Source organism: Albimonas marina, from assembly GCF_029223255.1.
In the GTDB taxonomy this organism is placed as follows: Bacteria; Pseudomonadota; Alphaproteobacteria; order Rhodobacterales; family Rhodobacteraceae; genus Albimonas.
Genome location: NZ_JARHUC010000005.1, coordinates 37,206 through 54,432, shown reverse-complemented (window position 1 = coordinate 54,432; position 17,227 = coordinate 37,206). Strand labels below are relative to the sequence as shown.

The 17,227-nt window shown below is 71.9% G+C and carries 13 protein-coding genes; 5 read left to right on the top strand and 8 right to left on the bottom strand.

The annotated features are described in order from the left end of the window. Positions 1–118: 118 nt before the first annotated feature. The gene (locus tag P2H44_RS15015; RefSeq protein WP_275764674.1) at positions 119–1,474 is read left to right on the top strand and encodes a capsule biosynthesis protein; all 1,356 of its coding nucleotides are present in this window, start codon (positions 119–121) and stop codon (positions 1,472–1,474) included. Between the two features lie 249 nt (positions 1,475–1,723). Here the strand turns inward: P2H44_RS15015 and P2H44_RS15010 are convergent, their stop codons facing one another. Then, a complete protein-coding gene (locus tag P2H44_RS15010; protein WP_275764672.1) occupies positions 1,724–2,953 on the bottom strand; it encodes a polysaccharide biosynthesis/export family protein in 1,230 nt (409 codons plus the stop codon). 136 nt (positions 2,954–3,089) lie between these two features. Continuing rightward, positions 3,090–3,461 carry a hypothetical protein gene (locus P2H44_RS15005; RefSeq protein ID WP_275764670.1) on the bottom strand — a complete coding sequence of 124 codons (372 nt, stop codon included), beginning with the start codon at positions 3,459–3,461 and terminating at the stop codon, positions 3,090–3,092. Positions 3,462–3,773: 312 nt separating this feature from the next. On the opposite strand from P2H44_RS15005, the gene P2H44_RS15000 reads away from it, so the two are divergent. Genes P2H44_RS15000 through P2H44_RS14990 form a run of 3 tightly spaced genes read left to right on the top strand, consistent with a single transcriptional unit; the run spans position 3,774 to position 6,992 of the window. After that, the gene (locus P2H44_RS15000) at positions 3,774–4,577 is read left to right on the top strand and encodes an ABC transporter permease (RefSeq protein WP_275764668.1); all 804 of its coding nucleotides are present in this window, start codon (positions 3,774–3,776) and stop codon (positions 4,575–4,577) included. Beyond that, a complete protein-coding gene (locus tag P2H44_RS14995; protein WP_345799001.1) occupies positions 4,574–5,338 on the top strand; it encodes an ABC transporter ATP-binding protein in 765 nt (254 codons plus the stop codon). Before P2H44_RS15000 ends, P2H44_RS14995 begins: the two co-directional genes overlap by 4 nt. A 1-nt stretch (position 5,339) precedes the next feature. Further along, a complete protein-coding gene (locus tag P2H44_RS14990; RefSeq protein ID WP_275764666.1) occupies positions 5,340–6,992 on the top strand; it encodes a hypothetical protein in 1,653 nt (550 codons plus the stop codon). Between the two features lie 135 nt (positions 6,993–7,127). Here the strand turns inward: P2H44_RS14990 and P2H44_RS14985 are convergent, their stop codons facing one another. The 5 genes from P2H44_RS14985 to P2H44_RS14965 all read right to left on the bottom strand — a co-directional run bounded on the left by P2H44_RS14985 (position 7,128) and on the right by P2H44_RS14965 (position 14,549). Then, the gene (locus P2H44_RS14985) at positions 7,128–8,207 is read right to left on the bottom strand and encodes a calcium-binding protein (protein ID WP_275764664.1); all 1,080 of its coding nucleotides are present in this window, start codon (positions 8,205–8,207) and stop codon (positions 7,128–7,130) included. A gap of 157 nt (positions 8,208–8,364) precedes the next feature. Then, on the bottom strand, positions 8,365–9,192 hold the full coding sequence (locus tag P2H44_RS14980; protein ID WP_275764662.1) for a CpsD/CapB family tyrosine-protein kinase: 828 nt from the start codon (positions 9,190–9,192) through the stop codon (positions 8,365–8,367). 88 nt (positions 9,193–9,280) lie between these two features. Next, complete coding sequence (locus tag P2H44_RS14975) at positions 9,281–10,900, bottom strand: GumC family protein (protein WP_275764661.1); 1,620 nt, start codon at positions 10,898–10,900, stop codon at positions 9,281–9,283. Between the two features lie 31 nt (positions 10,901–10,931). Further along, positions 10,932–11,984: an ExeA family protein gene (locus P2H44_RS14970; RefSeq protein WP_275764659.1), complete on the bottom strand. Its 1,053-nt coding sequence runs from the start codon at positions 11,982–11,984 to the stop codon at positions 10,932–10,934. An 84-nt stretch (positions 11,985–12,068) separates the two neighbouring features. Beyond that, positions 12,069–14,549 carry a tetratricopeptide repeat protein gene (locus tag P2H44_RS14965; protein WP_275764658.1) on the bottom strand — a complete coding sequence of 827 codons (2,481 nt, stop codon included), beginning with the start codon at positions 14,547–14,549 and terminating at the stop codon, positions 12,069–12,071. 433 nt (positions 14,550–14,982) lie between these two features. Here P2H44_RS14965 and P2H44_RS14960 point away from each other — a divergent pair, with 433 nt between their 5' ends. After that, a complete protein-coding gene (locus P2H44_RS14960; protein WP_275764657.1) occupies positions 14,983–16,158 on the top strand; it encodes a M10 family metallopeptidase C-terminal domain-containing protein in 1,176 nt (391 codons plus the stop codon). A gap of 61 nt (positions 16,159–16,219) precedes the next feature. On the opposite strand, the gene P2H44_RS14955 is transcribed toward P2H44_RS14960, so the two are convergent. After that, positions 16,220–17,188 carry an ABC transporter substrate-binding protein gene (locus P2H44_RS14955; protein WP_275764656.1) on the bottom strand — a complete coding sequence of 323 codons (969 nt, stop codon included), beginning with the start codon at positions 17,186–17,188 and terminating at the stop codon, positions 16,220–16,222. Between the last annotated feature and the right edge of the window lie 39 nt (positions 17,189–17,227).

The following is a 17,227-nucleotide window of genomic DNA, read 5'->3' as shown; positions in this document are numbered from 1 at the left end:
GCAAGGGGGCGGGCGGGGGCCTGCGCATTGACTTGGCGCGGCGCGCAGCCTAGCCCCTGCCACCGCCGGGGGCCGTCGCCCGCGGCGGAGCGCAGACCGCAGCGGAGAGGGCAGGCGCATGGCCGCAGTCAAGGCCGCAGTCAAGGCGGGCGGTCCGCAGGGCCGCAGAACCCGGGCCCGGCGCGTGCTGTTCCTGCAGGGCCCGCCGACGGTGTTCTGGCGCGAGCTCGCCGCCGCCTTCGAGGCGCAGGGCCACGAGACCCGCCGCATCAACCTCAGCGCCGCCGACTGGCTGACCTGGCGACGCCGGGGCGCGGACAACTACCGCGGCACGCTGGGCGGCTGGCGGAGCTGGCTGGGGCGCTACCTCGACGCCGAGGGGATCACCGACGTCCTCTACTACGCCGACCGGCTGCCCTATCACGTGGTCGCCGCCGAGGAGGCCGAGCGCCGCGGCATCCCCTGCCACGCGGTCGAGTTCGGCTACCTGCGCCCCGACTGGCTGACGCTGGAGCGGCGGGGGATGGGGGCCTATTCGCACTTCCCCAACGATCCCGCCACGATCCGCGCGCTCGCCGAGGCGATCGTCGAGAAGCCGCCGCTGGGCACGCGCTATGCGCATTCCTTCATCCGCGAGGCGACGGACGAGCTGCTGTTCAACCTGGTCAACGCGCTGTTCTGCTGGCCCTGGCCGTTCTTCGACATGGACAAGCGCTATCACCCGCTGACCGACTACCCCAGCTGGATCCCCCGCCTGATGCGCGGCGACCGGCTGAAGCGGGAGGCCGACGCGGTGGTGGCGCGCTGCGTGGCGGGCGACTGGCCCTATCACCTGTTCGCGCTGCAGATCGAGGCGGACTACCAGCTGCGCGACAACTCCCCCTACGACACGCTCGCCCAGCCCATCGCCGAGGCCATCGCCTCCTTCGCGCGCCACGCGGCGGCGGAGCACCGGCTGGTGTTCAAGCTGCACCCGCTGGACAACGGGCAGGAGAACTGGCCGGGCCTGGTGAAGCGGCTGGCGAAGGAGGCGGGGGTGGCGGATCGGGTGATCGCCATCGACGGCGGCGACCTCGAGGCGCTGCTGGTCCACGCCAACGGGGCGCTGTCGGTGAACTCGACCGTGGGGCTGCACGCGATCCGGGCGGGGACGCCGACGCTGGCGCTGGGGCCGGCGGTCTACGACATGCCGGGCCTGACCCACCAGGGGCCGCTGGCGAGCTTCTGGACGGCGCCGGAGCCGGTGGACGCGAACCTGGCCGCGGACCTGATGAAGGTGCTGGCGGACACGATCCAGGTGAAGGGGTCGTTCTACAACCCCGCCGGCCGGGCGCTGGCCGCGAAGGAGATCGTGCGCCGGGTGGCCGCGGGCGAGGTGAACGAGCCGGGCGCCTTCGTCACGGCGCCCCCCCGCCTGCCGGTGCGCCGCCGCGACGCCGACGTGGCCTTCGAGGCCGCGCACCCGGCCGCCTGAGGCCGGGCCCCCGCGGCGGCCCCAAGCCGGCGCGTCCCCTCTCCCCCTCCACCCGGGCGCCCGCGGCGCCCCGCGCGGCCCCGACGCGCCTCCCGCCCGCCCACCCCGGCGCTCCGGGGCCGCGCGAAGCGTATTCGGCGGGCGGCGGAAGGCGAGGCGCGGGGGCGGTTGGAACGGAAAACGCCGCGGGCGGGGCCCGCGGCGTTCGATATCTGGGTAGGCGTAGGCAGGGGCTTCAGCGCCCCGGCCTCAGTCCAGCGTGTTCAGCAGACGCAGGGTCTGAGTCGTCGGCGACAGGGCCTTGTCGACCACCTGCAGCACCTTGCCCGCCTGCGCGAGGTCGGAGTTGGCGGTGTAGACGATGTCCCCGTCCTCCATCGCGAAGCGCCGGGCGAGGAAGAACGAGCCCGGGTCCGACAGGTCGAGCCCGTAGACGATCGGCGACAGGGCCGTGCCCGGCGCCGGCGCGGCCGAGGGGCCGGCGAGGGCCATGGCGACCTCGGGATTCTCGTAGCGGAAGACGAAGACCGAGCGCGGATCGGCGCGGTTGTCGTCGAGCCCGCCGGCCTCGGCGATGGCCTGGTCGAGGGTCACCACCTCGGTCGAGAAGGCGATGCGGCGCGGGCGCCCGGCGGCGCCCAGCGCGGTGAAGCTCTGCCCGATGTCGAGGGCCGCGATCACGTCGCCGGAGCGCACGCGCACGTTCTGCGCCGGCTCGCGCAGGATGCGGGCGAGGTGCGCCTCGGCCTGCACGTCGCCGCGGGTCAGGCGGATCAGGGTGCGGTGCGCCGGCGGCTTGGAGCCGCCCGAGGCCGCGATGACGTCGAGCACCCGCTCCCCCACCCCGTTCAGCTTCACCCGGCCGGGCTTGCCGATGGCGTCGCCCAGCACGGTGACGGTGGAGACGGGGGACTGGTCGATGGTGACGATCACCTGCGGCTCGATCGCCTTTCCGGCGAGGGCGCGCACGATCGCGTCGCCCACCGCCTCGGGCGTGCGGCCGGCGGCGCGGATGCGCCCGGCGTAGGGCACGCTGATCTGGCCGTCGGGGCTGATGCGCTGCACGGGCAGGGCGGCGCCGCGGCTCTCGCTGTTCTGGGTCGAGAAGAGGCCGCCCTCGACCGCCTCCCAGATGGTGATGCCGACGATGTCGCCGACCCGGAACACCTGCGCGTCCTCGGCCCCGCGGCCGGCGAGGTCGGCGGGCGGCTCGGCGCGCGAGCGCTCCAGCAGCTCGATCACCTCGGGCGTCAGGATCGTGTAGGCGTAGGGGGCGACGGTGGCCTGGGGGTCGGCCGCCGCCGAGCGCACCGCGTCGCCCGAAGGGCCCGAGGCCGGCGCCGCGGCGCAGCCGGCGAGCGCCGCGGCCAGCAGCCCCGCGCCGAGCATGCGCAGCCCGCGGCGGCGTCCGCCGACCGCGCGCAGCCCGTGCCGCGCCGTCGCGGCGTCGTCGCCGCGTCCCGCTTCCCGTCCGCGCATGTGGCAGATCTCCCGTTGCTCGTCCCTCGGCGCGCGCCTCTTGAGGACGCGCTGTCCCGAGGGTCTGTGTGCCCCGCGCGCGGCGCGCAGGCAAGGGCGCAGCGCGGGACGGGAGGCGGAACGCGGGAGCGGCGGCTCAGTCTTCCCGGCGCCGGCGCATGAACAGGCCCAGCGCGGTCATCCCCGCGCCCATCAGCCCCAGCGCGGCGGGCAGGGGGATCGCGGTCGCGTCCATCGAGGCCTTCTGCGCCGCGGCCGCCTCGGCGGCGCGGCGGGCGGCCGCGTCGCCGGCGTCGCCGCATCCCGGCCCCTCCATGCAGGGCCAGGCGAGGAGGTTCGCCTCCCCCGGCGACGCCGCGGTCGAGTCGGGCGCGGTGACCAGCGCCAGGTGGCCCGGCTGCTCCGCCGGGTCCTGCTGCACGGCGGAGGCGAGGCCGGCGGAGAGGGCGAGACACAGGGCCGGAGCGCAGGTCAGCGTCAGGATCGGGCGGGCGCGACGGGTCGACACCGGGAGGCTCCTTGAAAACGGGTCCGTGAACGGTCGTGCGCAGTCTTAGCGGCGAGGCGTGATGAAAGCGTGACGAAACGGGCGCCGCGGCGCCACAAGAATTGCTGCACCGCGGCATCGCGGCGCAGCCCGGGCCGGAGCCCGGGCCGCGACGCGCCCCGGGCGCGCCCGGCGCAGGCTCGGGTCGCCGGCCGGCCCGCGGTCATCGGGCCGCCTCGCCAAGGGCCGCGCGGATATGCTAACCGGGGGCCGACGTCGGCTGCGACGTCCGCCCGGACCTGCGCCGGGCCGCCCGGACATGCCGCTGGAGCCATGACCGCAACGAACGCCTCCGCCGCCGAATCCCCGCTGCGCGTGCACCTGCGCGTGGTGATCGCGCTGCTGCGCCGGGAGATGTCGACGAAATACGGCCGCTCGGTCGGCGGCTACTTCTGGGCGGTGGCCGAGCCCTGCGGCATGATCTTCATCATGTCCTTCGCCTGGTCGTTCATGTCGCGCAGCCCCGACCTGGGCCAGAGCTTCGTGGTCTTCTTCGCCACCGGCTTCCTGAGCTTCAACTTCTACCGCAACACCGCGCAGGGCCTGTTCACGGTGGTGCGCAACAACTCGAGCCTGCTGAAGTACCCCAACGTGAACATCTGGGACGCGCTGGTCGCGCGCCTGGTGCTGCAGACGCTGACCAACTGCATGGTCGCGGTGCTGATCCTGGGGCTGGCGGTGGGCTTCACGGGGGAGCGGATCTCCCTCGACTTCCCGCGCATCGCCGCGGCGCTGAGCGCGGCGACGATCCTGGCGCTGGGGGCGGGCACGCTGAACGCGGTGCTGTTCCACGTCTTCCCGACCTGGGAGCGGATCTTCAAGATCATCAACCGGCCGCTGTTCATCATCTCCGGCGTGCTCTACACGCCCGAGAGCAAGCTGATCCCCGGCCCGGCCATGGACCTGCTGGCGCTGAACCCGCTGGTGCATGTCGTTTCGGCCTTCCGGGAGGGGATCTACCCGGTCTACCACGCGCGGCTGAACCACCTGGAATACCCGGTGGCGCTGGGCCTGGTGCTGCTGTTCTTCGGCCTGCTGCTGCTGCGCCGCTATGACGAGAGGCTGCTGGAGCGGTGATCCAGCTCGAGAACGTCTCGAAGTCCTTCCACATCAAGGGAGGCGTGAAGACCGTGCTGCACCAGCTCAGCATGACCATCCCGCGCGGGCGGTCGCTGGCGCTGCTGGGGCGCAACGGCGCGGGCAAGTCGACGCTGCTGTCGATGATCGCGGGCTCGTTGAAGCCGGACACCGGGCGGATCATCCGGGACTGCAAGGTCTCGTTCCCGCTGGGCTTCTCGGGCTCGTTCCACAAGGACATGACGGGGCGCCAGAACCTGCGCTTCGTGGCCCGCATCTACGGCGTCGACGTCGAGGAGCTGACGGACTACGTGCTCGATTTCTCCGAGCTGGGGCCGTATCTCGACCAGCCGGTGGGGGTCTATTCCTCGGGCATGAAGGCGCGGCTGGCCTTCGGCGTCTCGATGGGGATCAAGTTCGACACCTACCTGGTGGACGAGCTGACGGCGGTGGGCGACCAGAGCTTCAAGGTGAAGAGCCGCGCGGTGTTCCAGGAGAAGCTGTCGAACTCCGACGTGATCATGGTCTCGCACTCGATGAAGCAGCTGCGCCAGTACTGCGACTGCGGGATGGTGCTGGAGAACGGGCGCGTCGAGGTCTATGACGACCTCGAGGACGCGATCAACCGGCACATGCGCAACATGGAGATGGGCCCGGGCGGGGCGGGGGGCGACGAGCGTCGCCAGCGCCGGCGCCGGGACCAGGCGCGCGTCAAGGCGCGGATGAAAAAGCGCCGCGGCGCGCGGCGAGGATTGATCTGAGATGGACGAGCAAGACCGCCGGCCCGGGGAAGAGCCCGTGCCCAACCTGTTCAACGACCCGCTGGAGACCCAGGGCGCCGAGCATCCCGACGGAACCGTCGAGACGCCCGAGGCCGCCGGTCCCGCGCGCCGTCGGCGCAACCAGGAGAAGCGCGCCCGCCGTCTCGCCCGCAAGGCCTCCCGTGGAGGGGGCGGCGGCGGCGGCGGTGGAGGCAACGGCGGCGGCGGCGGCGGCAAGGGCGGCCGCGGCAAGGGCGGCGGCCGCGGCGGCAAGGGCGGCGGCGAGCTGCTCGACGATCCGCTCGACGACGATTTCGACGAGGAATACGCGCCCGCGGCCGGCGCGTCCGGCGGCGCCGTGGTGACCCAGGCCGACGCGCGCGAGGCGCGCCGCTCGGCCCGCAAGGCGCGGCGCGCCGGCGCCGAGGGCGGCTCGGGCGGCGGCGGGGGCGGCGGCTCCGACACGCCCCGCGGCGCCTCGATCATCGTGGACGTGCAGTCCGAGGCCATCGCCCGCCGCGCCCGGCGCCGGCGGATCTGGTCGCGCATCTGGCTGTGGCTGAGCTTCCTGGCGCTGGTCGCCGCGCCCTCGGGCGTCGCGGGCTGGTATCTCAACACCGTCGCCGCGGACCAGTACGCCAGCCAGGTGAGCTTCGCGGTGCGCAGCCTCGACGGCGGCCTGCCCTCGCCCCTGACCGAGTTCCTGGGCGGCGCCTCGGACAGCACCGCCGGCGACAGCGAGATGCTGTTCGAATACCTCCAGTCCCAGCCGCTGGTCGAGAAGGTGCAGTCCGAGGTCGACCTGGTCGAGCTCTACAACCGGCCCGAGGCGGACTGGCTGTTCTCGATGGGACGCGACCGGACCATCGAGGAGATGGTCGAGTACTGGAACCGCGCCGTCACCGTCAGCTACGACACCGGCGCCGGCATCATCTACGTCGAGGCCCGCGCCTTCCGCGCCGAGGATGCGCAGGACGTGGCCGAGGCGGTGCTGAGCGCGAGCGACACGCTGATCAACGGCCTGTCCACCGGCGCCCGCCAGGACGCCGTGCGCTACGCCCAGCGCGACCTGGAGGAGGCGGAGGAGCGGATCCGGCGCACCCGCCTCGCGCTGCAGGAGTTCCGCTCCGCCCAGGGGACGGCCGACATCGGCTCGGACATCACCCAGCAGATGGCGCTGATCTCGCAGCTGCGCTCGGCGCGGTCGGAGGCGGTGGCGGAGTTCGACAGCCGCAAGGACCTGCTGGGCGCGAACAGCCCCACCCTGTCGGCCCTGCGCCGGCGGATCGAGAGCCTCGACGCCCAGATCGCGGCGGAGGAGGCGCGCATCGCCTCCGCGCCCACGGCCGACGGCAGCCCGGCGCTGCCGAGCGCGCGCCCCACGCTGGCCGAAGCCGCGGGCGAGCAGGAGCGGCTGCAGGTGGAGCTGGAGCTGGCGACCAACATGTACACCGCCGCCCAGGCCTCGCTGGAGGCGGCCCGGGCCGAGGCGCGGCGCACGCAGCGCTATCTCGCCACCCACATCCACCCGACGCTGGCGCAGGAGGCGGAGTATCCCCGCCGCATCACCTGGACCGTGGCGGTGTTCGTGGGGCTGCTGCTGGTCTGGTCGATCCTGCTGCTGATCGTCGGCTCGATCCGCGACCGCAACTGAGCCGGGGGGCGCGCCCCCCACGCTTCCCGGAATGCAGATCGGCGCGGCCCCGCAAGGGACCGCGCCGACGCCTTTTCGGACGGGAGCGCCTCCGCCCGAAAAGCGGGGGGATGAAAGGCCCGGAGGGGGCGGCGCTCAGATCAGCAGGGCGGCCTCCGAAAGGTCCGCGAGGTCGGTCTCGTCCAGGCGCACGGTGCAGTCGGGCGCGAGGCTGAGCAGCACGTCGTCGCCGTCCTGGGCGGCGGTCGCCAGCGCGGCGGCCGCGTCGGAAAAGGCGAAGGCGGTCAGGTCCAGCACGTCCTCGCCGGCGTCGAACCCGTGGATGCGGTCGTGGCCGTCGCCGGCGGCGAAGACGAAGCGGTCGGCGCCCTCCTGGCCCCACAGCCGGTCGTCGCCGGCGCCGCCCTCGATCACGTCGTCGCCCTGGCCGCCCTTGATGCGGTCGTCGCCCTCGCCGCCGTAGAGCAGGTCGTCGCCCTTGCCCCCGTCCAGCCGGTCGTCGCCGGCGTCCCCGCTCAGCAGGTCGCCGTCGTCGCCGCCGTCGAGACGGTCGCGCCCGGCGCCGCCCGAGAGCGAATCCGCGCCCGCGTCGCCGCGCAGCCGGTCGTCGTCGTCGCCGCCCGACAGCGCGTCGTCCCCGTCGCCGCCGCGAAGCTCGTCGCGGCCCGAGCCGCCCGAGAGGTCGTCGTTCCCGCCGCCGCCGCGCATCCGGTCGTCGCCCGCGCCGCCGGCGAAGGCGTCGTCGGCGTCGTCGCCCTTCATGTCGTCGTCGCGCCGGCCGCCGCGCTCGACCTCGGGACCCTCGTCCTCGTCGTCGCCGCCCTTCGCGCCGAGCTCGCCCTCGCCCAGGCCCTCCAGCCGGGCGATGTCGTCGAGGGTGGCGGGACGCTCGGTCTCCACCCCCTCGGCGTCGACATGCTCATAGACGTCGCCCTTCACCGTCTCCTCGGACCCGTCGGGCCAGGAGACCTGGATGGAGCGCGGCGTCAGCTTCCACACCGAGCCATCGGCGAGCAGGCGGGTCTGGAAGTCGGCCGTCGCGCCGACCTCGAGCAGGTGCGCGACGTCGTCCTCGGTCGCGATGCGGCGCACGTCCTCGCCGCGCTTGGCCTTCAGGCGGTAGATGCCGTCCTTCAGCGTTTCGCGCGTGCCGTCGGCGTGGCGGATCTCGATCCGGTCGGCGCTGATCTTGGCGCGGGAGAAGTCGGTTCCCATGAGTGGCCCCCTTTCGTTTCGCTCGCGGGGGACCATCGCCGGGCGGCGTGAGCAAAACGTTGGAAAGATGGGTTAACGGGCCCCTCGATCGCTAAAATGCGAACGGCCTGCGCCGGGGGGCGCGGGCCGTCGGTCGGGCCGCAGGGCGCGGGGCCGATCACATGTAGTCGTACTCGTAATAGGAGTAGGACTCGGAGTTCAGCGCGTACTTGTTGAGGATGACGCCCGCGATGGGGATCATCTCCGACAGCTGCCGCTCGCAATCGTCGAGGTTGCGCACCTTGGTGGTGCCGGCCGCGGCGATCAGCAGGGCGCAGTCGACGTAGTTCATGAACGACATGGCGTCGTCCGAGGCGAGCATCGGCGGCAGGTCGAAGATGGTCACGTCGGGCTTCAGCACCCGGTCCATCTCCTCCAGCGCCTCGGCCGCGTCGGGGTGCTGGAGCAGCTCGGCCGAGTGGCGGAAAGACTGCGAGGTCGGGCCGACGGCGAGGTTGTCGCCCATGCGGATGAAGAACTCCTCCGGCCGCACGCCGCCCATCAGGTAGTCGCCCATCGAGAGCTGGCTCTCGAGGCCGATGACCTTGCGCACCTGGGGCCGCTTGAGGTCGACGTCGCAGATCACGCAGCGGGTGTTGCGCTGGCGCGCGAAGGAGAAGGCCAGGTTGGTCGCGATCATGGTCTTGCCGCAGGACATGGTCGGCGAGGTGACCGCGATCTTCTTCCAGTTGTTGGCCTCCATCATGCGCAGGATCTTGGTGCGCAGGATGTCGAAGGGCACGTGGGCCGGATCGTCCTTGGTGAAGGTGACGATGCGGTTGCGGGTCAGCACCTCCTCGTCCGGCTCGATCTGCTGGAGGGCGAGCCAGCCCGGGGGCGTCTCGTAGTCCTCGAAATCGGTGCGGGGCGGGGGCACGGGCTCGTCGCCCAGGGTGGCCGCGCGGGCCTGCTTGGCGCGGTTGATGGCGGCCTTGATGCGTTCCATGGGTCTTCGAGCCTCTTGAATCGACGCGACGCGGGCGCTGCAGTCCCGCGCCGCCGGCCCCTGGGGACGCGGCGGCGCGGGGATCGCGTCAGAACCTCAGACGGGATTTCACCAGATCCATGAGCGAGTCGATCTTCGTCTTCTCGATGATCTTCTCGCCGATCAGGTCGAGCGGCATGTAGTAGGTGTGCACCAGCGCGACGGCGGTGATCACGGTGACCACGCTGAGCACGATGATGGTCCAGCGCAGGCGCGACCGGCGGCGGACCTCCTGGTCGGTGTAGATGTAGGGGATCACCGCCAGCGGCTGGATGTCGAGGGTCGAGATGATGTCCGAGGGCCGGCGGATGGCGCGGTTCAGGAACTCGAGCACGAAGACCAGCCCGAGGCCCGCGCCGGTGCCGCCGGCGAAGCCCATCAGCAGGATCTTCAGGCGGTTGGGCTTGTCGGGGCTGTCGGGGACGCCGGCCTGCTCGATCACCTCGAAGCGCTCAGCCTGCTGCTTGAGCTCGAGCTGCTCGCCGGTGGCCGAGACCGCGAGCTTGGCGCGGGCCTGGTCGTACTGGTTCTGCAGGCCCTCGTAGTTCCGCTGCAGGGCGTTGAGGGCCATCTGGGTGTTCGGCGTCTCGGCGATCGACCGCTCCAGCTCGGCCTCCTGGCGCTCCAGCTCGGCGATCTCGTCGGCCATCTGGTTGAGCTGGGTGTCGATCAGCTCGATGCGCTGGTTGGTCTCCCTCAGCTTCTCCTCGATCACCGAGGAATTGCTGTCGCGCAGCGCCGCTTCCTGCTTGGCACGGTCGGCCTCGATCAGGGAGTCCATGGCCGTGATCCGGTTGCGCAGGGCCCTGATCTCGGGGTGGGTCTCGGAGAGGACGGCGGCGCGCAGCTGGAGCTGGCGCTCGAGGTCTTCCTTCGCCCGCTCGGACGGGGTCAGCGGACGCTCCTGGTCGACCAGGTCGGAGGGGTTCTCCTTCAGGGCCATCAGGGTCTTGCGCTGCTCGCGCAGGTCCGACATCTCGCGGTCGAGAAGCTGCATGCGCTGCTGGACGCGCTGCACCTGGGTGGTGCGGAACTCCAGCGTCTCGGGCAGGGTGGCGCGGTTGGCGCGCTTGAACTCGACCATCTGGCTCTCGATGGCCGTCAGCTCGCCGCCCAGGCGCTGGCTCTCCTGTTCGAAGAACTCGTAGGTGTCCGCGGCGCGCGCGGTGCGCAGCTTGAGGTTGTTCTCCAGGATGCGGGTCACGTACTCGCCCGCCACCCGGGCCGCGATGTTGGGATCGCGCGCGGAGAAGGAGATCGAGAAGGTCATCGCCATCGCCACGTCGCGCCGGGTGTTGGTGCCCAGCACCTCGCTGGTGAAGCTGGACTGGCGGCGCATCGCCTCGACGATCTCGGTCGGCGTCATGTCGCCGGCGTCGCGGAACACGCTGTACTGGGCCGCGATCTCGAGCAGGTTGTCGCGGGTCATCAGGCGCTGCTGGATGACGCGCAGACGCTCGGCCGCGTGGCTGGTGACGGTCGACTGCACCAGGTCGGTGGGGATCTGCTGGCTTTCCACCAGGATCCGCGCCTTCGAGGTGTAGGCCGCCGGAAGCAGCACCGCCGCGGCGGCGAAGCCGGAGAAGATCAGCACCGCCGTCAGCAGGAAGATCGGGAACCTTCGCAGCAGGATCGACAGCAGGTAACGCGGATCCAGATCGTTCAGCATGGCTCGCCCCTTGAAAGCCGGACGCGGCGGGTCAACCGTTGCGGTCCCAAACGCCGTGGAACATGTTGGAATCGCCCTGCGGGCCGGCGTCGGACGGCGAAGACGACGATCCGTCCTGGCTCCACGTCGCCTGGCCGGAGGACTGCGGGTTCGAATGCGCCTGCGGCGCGGCGGGCGCCCAGCCCCGGTCGGGGGCGGACGAGGGTTCGGGCAGGCCGAGCGCGGCCTCGGCGCCGCCGCCGGTGACGGCCGCGAAGACCCCGGACTGCCGGCGGTCCTCCAGCACCTCGCGCACCAGGGCGGCGTCGGCGACCGGACGATCCTCGGAGAAGGCGTAGACCAGGGCGTAGTCGCACAGCTGGTTGATCAGGCGCGGGATGCCGCGGCCGGCGAGGTGGATCATCCGCCGCGCCTCGGGGTCGATGATCTCGCGCGTGGCGCCGGCGTGGCGCAGGCGGTGCAGGATGTATTCGTCCGCCTCCTCGGCGGTCAGCGCCCGCAGGTGGAACTCGGCCGCGATGCGCTGGGCGAACTGCTGGAGGATCGGCTGGCGCACCAGCTCGCGCAGCTCCGGCTGGCCCACCAGGATCAGCTGCAGCAGCTGGTCCTTGTCGGCGTTGATGTTCGAGAACATCCGCAGCTCCTCGAGCGCCAGCGGCGAGAGGTTCTGCGCCTCGTCGAAGATCAGCGCGGTGCGGCGGCCGGCGGCGTATTCCTCGATCAGGAAGTCCTGGAACTGGCGGAACAGCTGCACGTAGCCCAGGCCCGGCTCGACCGGGCGGTCGAGCGACATCAGCACCCAGTGCAGCAGCTCGCCCCGGTCGCCCTGGGCGTTGGAGATCAGCCCGACGGAGAAGTCCTGGGGCATGTCGTCGAGGAGCTTGCGCACCAGCGTCGTCTTGCCCGAGCCGATCTCGCCCGTGATCATGGTGATCGGGGAGTGGGCCGCGATGCCGTATTCCAGCATCGTGTAGGCCTTGCGGTGCGGAGGGGCCCAGTACAGGAAATCGGGATCCGGCAGCAACGAGAACGGCCTCTCGGAGAGGCCGAAGTGCTCGTTGTAGAGGCGGGAGAGATCACGCATCGCCGCGCCCTCCCGCCGGGAGAGCGCCGCCCGGCGCGGGTCGGTGACCGAAAAGACGGTCGCGCGTCTGGCGCCGGGCATGGCTCACTGGGTCACCCCCTGCTGCTTGGCGGCGTCGCGCTTCTTCTGCTCTTCCTCCCGCCGGCGCAGGGCGTCGGCCTCGAGCGCGTCGATGCGGGCCAGCACCTCCTCCGCCCGGTCCTTCTGGGGGAAGTTCACCTGCTCCGAGAGCTGGATCGCCCGCTTCACCTGCTCCCGCGCCTGGGCGAGCTGGCCGTTGGCGGCCAGCACCACGCCCAGGTGGTACTGGACCAGCGGGTTGGTGGGCAGCCCCTCGGCCGCCGCGCGCACGATGGGCAGGGCGTCGGCGCTGGAGCCGGTCAGGTGCAGCAGCCAGCCGTAGGTGTCCATCAGGTGCGGCTGGCGAGAGTCGCGGAACCGCTTGGCGATGTTGAAGGCGCGCTCCACCTGCTCGGGGTCGTCGGCGCGGTGGTCGGCCAGCAGCGAGGCGAAGTTGTTCGCGATCACCGAGGAGTTCGGACGCTCCCGATACAGCTCGGCGTAGATCTCGATCGCCTCGTCGAAGTCGCCGGCGTACTCCTCCTGCATCGCCTGGGTCAGGCGCAGGGCGACGTCGTCGTCGTTCATCGCCACGCCCTTCTCGAGGGCGGCCGACATCTCGTCGGTGCGGCCCATCGAGTTGTAGATGCGCGCCAGGCTGGCGTAGGCGGCGGCGTTGTCGGGCTGCAGCTCGATGGCGCGCTGCAGGTCGTCCTCGGCCAGCTCCAGCTCGCCGCGGCCCGACAGGATCGAGGCGCGCAGCACCAGCGCGGTCGGGTCGTCGGGATCGTCGGTCAGCCGCTGGTCGAGGAAGTTCAGCGCCCGGTCGGCGTCGCCGCCCGCCAGCAGCGCGCGGACCAGCGAGATCATGCCCGCGTCGCCCTGCCTGCCCTCGGTCACCAGGTTCTCGAGGATGTCGGCGCTCTCGGAGAACTTGCGCTGGCCCAGCGCGGCGCCCGCTTCGATGCGGTCGGCGGACTCGTCGTCGGGGTTCAGCGCGCGCAGCCGCTGGGCGACCTGCTCGGCGGCGGCCCACTGCTGCTGGCGCAGCTTGATCTGGGCCAGCGAGATCAGCAGCTCGCGCCGCTCGCCCTTGCGCTTGATGGCGTCCTGCAGAAGGCTCTCGGCCACGTCGACCTTCTGGGCGTCGATCAGCGCCTGCACGTAGCGCAGCACGATCTGCGGCTCGTAGTCCGACTTCTGCACCGCCTGGCCCATGCGCTCCAGCGCCAGCTCGCGGCTGCCGTCGCGCTCGTAGGCGGAGGCGAGCATCATCATCACCTGGACGTCGTCCGGCGCCACGTCGAGCGCCGAGCGCAGGTCGCGGATGGCCAGCTCGTTCTCGTCCACCACCAGGTAGCGCGAGGCGCGCAGGGTCAGCGCGCCGGCGTTCTTGGGGTCGATCTTCAGCAGCTCGGCCAGCAGGGCGTCGGCGGCCTCGTATTCCTCGTGGCGGATGTGGATCTTGGCGCGCTCCATCATCGCCTTGCCGCCGCCGTCGGTGCCCTTCTTCTCGGCGATGACCTTGTCGAGCCGCGCGACCGCGGCGTCCTCGTCGCCCTCGCGCAGGTCGAGCGCGGCGAGCGCCAGGTCGTACTCGACCAGCGCGTCGGGCTGGGAGGCGAGGCGCAGCAGCTCCTCCCGCGCGCGGTCGGGGCCGTGCACGGCGTTGAGGAAGCGCGCGACGTCCAGCGCCTTCTGGAAGTCCTTGGCGTTGTTCTCGGCGATGGCGCGGTACTGCGCCTCGGCGGCGTCGTAGTCCTTGCGCAGCGTGTACCAGCGGGCCAGCGCCTCGCGGAACTTGTCGGTCTTGGGGAAATGCTCGACCAGCCGCTCGAGCTGGCCGCCGACGTCCTCGTCGCGGCCCAGTTTCTCGAGCAGGCCGAGGCGGATCACGTTGAACGAGAGGTCCCCCTCGTCGAGCGCGAGGCCCGCGTCCAGCGCCTCGAGCGCCTCGGCGTTCTTGCCCTGGTCGACCAGCCAGGCGACGCGCACCAGGCGCGCGGTGACCTGGGAGGGGTCCTCCTCGAGCACCGCGTCGGCCATGGCGACGGCCTTCTCGCGGTCGCCGCGCTTGTAGTCGATCGAGGCGCGGATGGCGCGCACGCGCGGATCGTCCGGCTGCGCCTTCATCGCGACGTCGATATGGCTCTCGGCCTCCTCGAGCTGGTTGGCCACCAGCATGATCTCGGCCATGTCGATGCGCGCCTGCACGTGGTCGGGCTGCGTCGAGAGAATCGCGCGCAGCTGCTCCACCGCGCCGCGGATGTCGTTGCGGTTCTTGTAGAACTTCACCAGTTCGTAGCGCGCCACGACGTTGTTGGGCTGCAGCTTGATCGCGTTCCGGAACTCGAGCTGCGCCTGGAAAGGCTTGCCCTCCTGCATCAGTTCCAGACCGCTCTCGAGGTGAGACTGCGCCCTCTCCTCGGCGGAATCGCACCCCGCCAGCATGGTCCCCACGGCGGCCGCAAGAACCACCGAGAAGAGCCGACCCCGAATTTTCATATCGCCTGCATCCCCAAACACGGACGTCCGCCGGGCTTCAACCGGCCGGATGCCCACTGCGCACGACGCCCTCGTCCCCGTGCCGCGTGGCTTTTGATCGGCGACTCCGCGGTTCCCCCAAGCGAACGCCGCGAGTCGTATTGCCGTTCCCTCCATCGTTTAACCTGCATTCACTCCAAAATCCAAGCCGTTGCAGCCCGAAAGCCGCGGCCAAGCGGCGCGTAAATGTTGATTCTTTGCTCAAACTCCCGCGATAGGGTCGGAGCGGCGGGCGTCCGGACGCGGCCGGCGCGCGCCACCGGCAGGCGAGCGGGGGGAGGCGAGGCTCCCGCGCCGCGGGGCGTGGCCGGACGTTGCGGCGCCGCAGGCGGGCGAGTAGCGTCGCCGGTCGGCCGGCGCGGCGGGGGACCGGGGCCGCGACAGGAGGTCGGACATGGGGTTTCCGCAGCGGCTCTCGGCGGCGCAGCTCGACGACAGGATCGACGCGCTCTCCTACCGCGGGGGGCCGCGGCCCGAGGGCGCGGTCTTCGAGTATGCGTTCGAGCGCAAGGCCGATCCCGGCAGCCCGCTCGACGGGATCGTCTCGGGCTACCGGGGCTGGACGCAGTCGGGCAAGGCCGCGGTGAAGGCCGCGCTGGCCGAGATCGCGGCGGTGATCGACGTCACCTTCCGGCCCGTGCGCGACGGGCGGGAGGCCGACTTCAAGTTCTTCCGCGCCGACGACCTCGGCGGCTCCAACGGCTACGGCAGCTTCCGCTACGTGGGCGACGACTGGGACGGATACGTGGCCATGCGCTCGGACTCCGACCGCGACCACGGGCTCCTGATGCACGAGATCGGCCACGCGCTGGCGCTGAAGCATCCGGGGAACTACGGCGGCGCGCCGCGGCCCTACCTGCCCAGCCGCGAGGACACGACCGACCTGACGGTGATGTCCTACACCGAGGGGCGCCACGATCCCGCGACGCCGATGATCTACGACGTCGCCGCCCTCCAGGCCCGATGGGGCGCGAATGAGAGCGCGCACCTCGGCCGCACCCGCTGGACGGCGCCCGAGACGGGCGAGGCTATGACCATCTGGGACGCCGGCGGGCGCGACCGGATCGTGCACCGCGGCGCCGCCGACGCGGTCGTCGACCTGCGCGAGGGGGCGTTCAGCTCGCTCGGCGCGCCGCGCGACGTCTCCATCGCCTACGGCACGGTCATCGAGGACGCGAAGGGCGGCGGGGGCGACGACCGGCTGACGGGGAACGAGGCGCGCAACGTCCTGAAGGGCGCCGGCGGCGACGACGCGCTGCGCGGCGGCGGGCGGGGCGACCGGCTGATCGGCGGCGCGGGCGACGACGTGCTGGACGGGCAGGGGGGCGCCGACCGGCTGAAGGGCGGGGCGGGGCTGGACGAATTCCGCTACGCCCGCGGCGGCGGCGCCGACCGGATCCTCGATTTCGCCGAGGGCGAGACGGTTGTGATCACAAAGGTCAAGGGCTTCGCGCAGCTGACGATTTCCGATGAAGGCGGCGACGCCCACGTGACCGCCAGAGGCGTGGACCTGACCTTCGTGGGCGTCGCGGCCGAGACGCTGGACGCGGGCGACTTCCAGTTCGCCTGAACGCGAACGGCCGCCGCCCGGGGAGGGCGACGGCCGCGGGTTCGGCGCGGGGAAGGCCGCGTCAGTCGAGGGCCACCGCCTCGGGCTTCGCGGCCGAGAGGGGGGCGGGATCGAAGGCGTCGCGCACCGCCTCGGTCGAAGGCGCGTCGGCCTTGACGATGCCCTTGCCCACGATCCAGGCGGCCTCCTCGACGATCAGGTCCAGCAGCTCCCGGTCGAGGGTCAGGCCGATCTCGACCTCGGACCACATCGCCTCGAGCGCGGGCTTGGGCATGGCGCCCTTCATGTTCGCCAGCACCGCGTCCTGCGCGGCGGAGGGATCGGCCGCCACGTCGGCGTCGGCCTTGGCGAGGGCGGCCATGAACGCCTCGAACGCCTCGGGCTTGGCGCGCAGGGACTCGCCGTTGGCCGACAGGATGAAGTGGACCGAGTAGCCCGGCGCCTTCAGCTCGACGTAGTCGTCGCCCAGCGCGGCCTTCGCGGCGGCGTAGAAGGTGGGGAAGGTGACCATCGCGTCCACGTCCCGGCGCGCGACGGCGGGGGCGAGGTCGGCGGGGCCCGCGTTGATCACGGTGGCCGAAACGCCCGCCTGCTCCAGCACCTTGGACAGGTAGAAGTCGACGTTGGTGCCCAGCACCGTGCCGATGTTGCGCCCTGCGAGGTCGGCGGGCGAGGCCAGCGGCCCGGCCTTGGTGTTGCCGATCACGCGGGAGCCGCGGAAGCGGGCGAGGTCGCCGACGACCTTGAAGTCCTGGCCGCGCAGCACGCCCACGGCGGCGGGGAACTCGGCCATGAAGGCCACGTCCACCTGGCCGCCGATCAGCGCCTCGAACCCCTCGCGGCCCGAGGGGAAGGAGACGATCTCGACCTCCAGCCCGGCCTCGGCGAAGTAGTCCTTGGCCAGCGCCACGTCGACCTGCGGGGTCTGCGGGTTGGGCGTCCAGGCGAAGACCAGCTTCTCGGCGGCGAGGGAGAGGGTCGGCAGCGAGAGGGCGGCGGCCGCGACGGCGGCCAGGAAAGCGCGTTTCATGGTCGAGAGCTCCAGCAAGGGGACGTCGGGTCGAGAGGG

Excerpts from the sequence above, each read along its gene's own strand:
- P2H44_RS14960 (WP_275764657.1), top strand. The coding sequence starts at position 14,983 with ATGGGGTTTCCGCAGCGGCTCTCGGCGGCGCAGCTCGACGACAGGATC.
- P2H44_RS14980 (WP_275764662.1), bottom strand. The coding sequence starts at position 9,192 with ATGGAACGCATCAAGGCCGCCATCAACCGCGCCAAGCAGGCCCGCGCG.
- P2H44_RS14965 (WP_275764658.1), bottom strand. The coding sequence starts at position 14,549 with ATGAAAATTCGGGGTCGGCTCTTCTCGGTGGTTCTTGCGGCCGCCGTG.
- P2H44_RS15015 (WP_275764674.1), top strand. The coding sequence starts at position 119 with ATGGCCGCAGTCAAGGCCGCAGTCAAGGCGGGCGGTCCGCAGGGCCGC.
- P2H44_RS14990 (WP_275764666.1), top strand. The coding sequence starts at position 5,340 with ATGGACGAGCAAGACCGCCGGCCCGGGGAAGAGCCCGTGCCCAACCTG.
- P2H44_RS14955 (WP_275764656.1), bottom strand. The coding sequence starts at position 17,188 with ATGAAACGCGCTTTCCTGGCCGCCGTCGCGGCCGCCGCCCTCTCGCTG.
- P2H44_RS14985 (WP_275764664.1), bottom strand. The coding sequence starts at position 8,207 with ATGGGAACCGACTTCTCCCGCGCCAAGATCAGCGCCGACCGGATCGAG.
- P2H44_RS15010 (WP_275764672.1), bottom strand. The coding sequence starts at position 2,953 with ATGCGCGGACGGGAAGCGGGACGCGGCGACGACGCCGCGACGGCGCGG.
- P2H44_RS14975 (WP_275764661.1), bottom strand. The coding sequence starts at position 10,900 with ATGCTGAACGATCTGGATCCGCGTTACCTGCTGTCGATCCTGCTGCGA.
- P2H44_RS14970 (WP_275764659.1), bottom strand. The coding sequence starts at position 11,984 with ATGCGTGATCTCTCCCGCCTCTACAACGAGCACTTCGGCCTCTCCGAG.
- P2H44_RS15000 (WP_275764668.1), top strand. The coding sequence starts at position 3,774 with ATGACCGCAACGAACGCCTCCGCCGCCGAATCCCCGCTGCGCGTGCAC.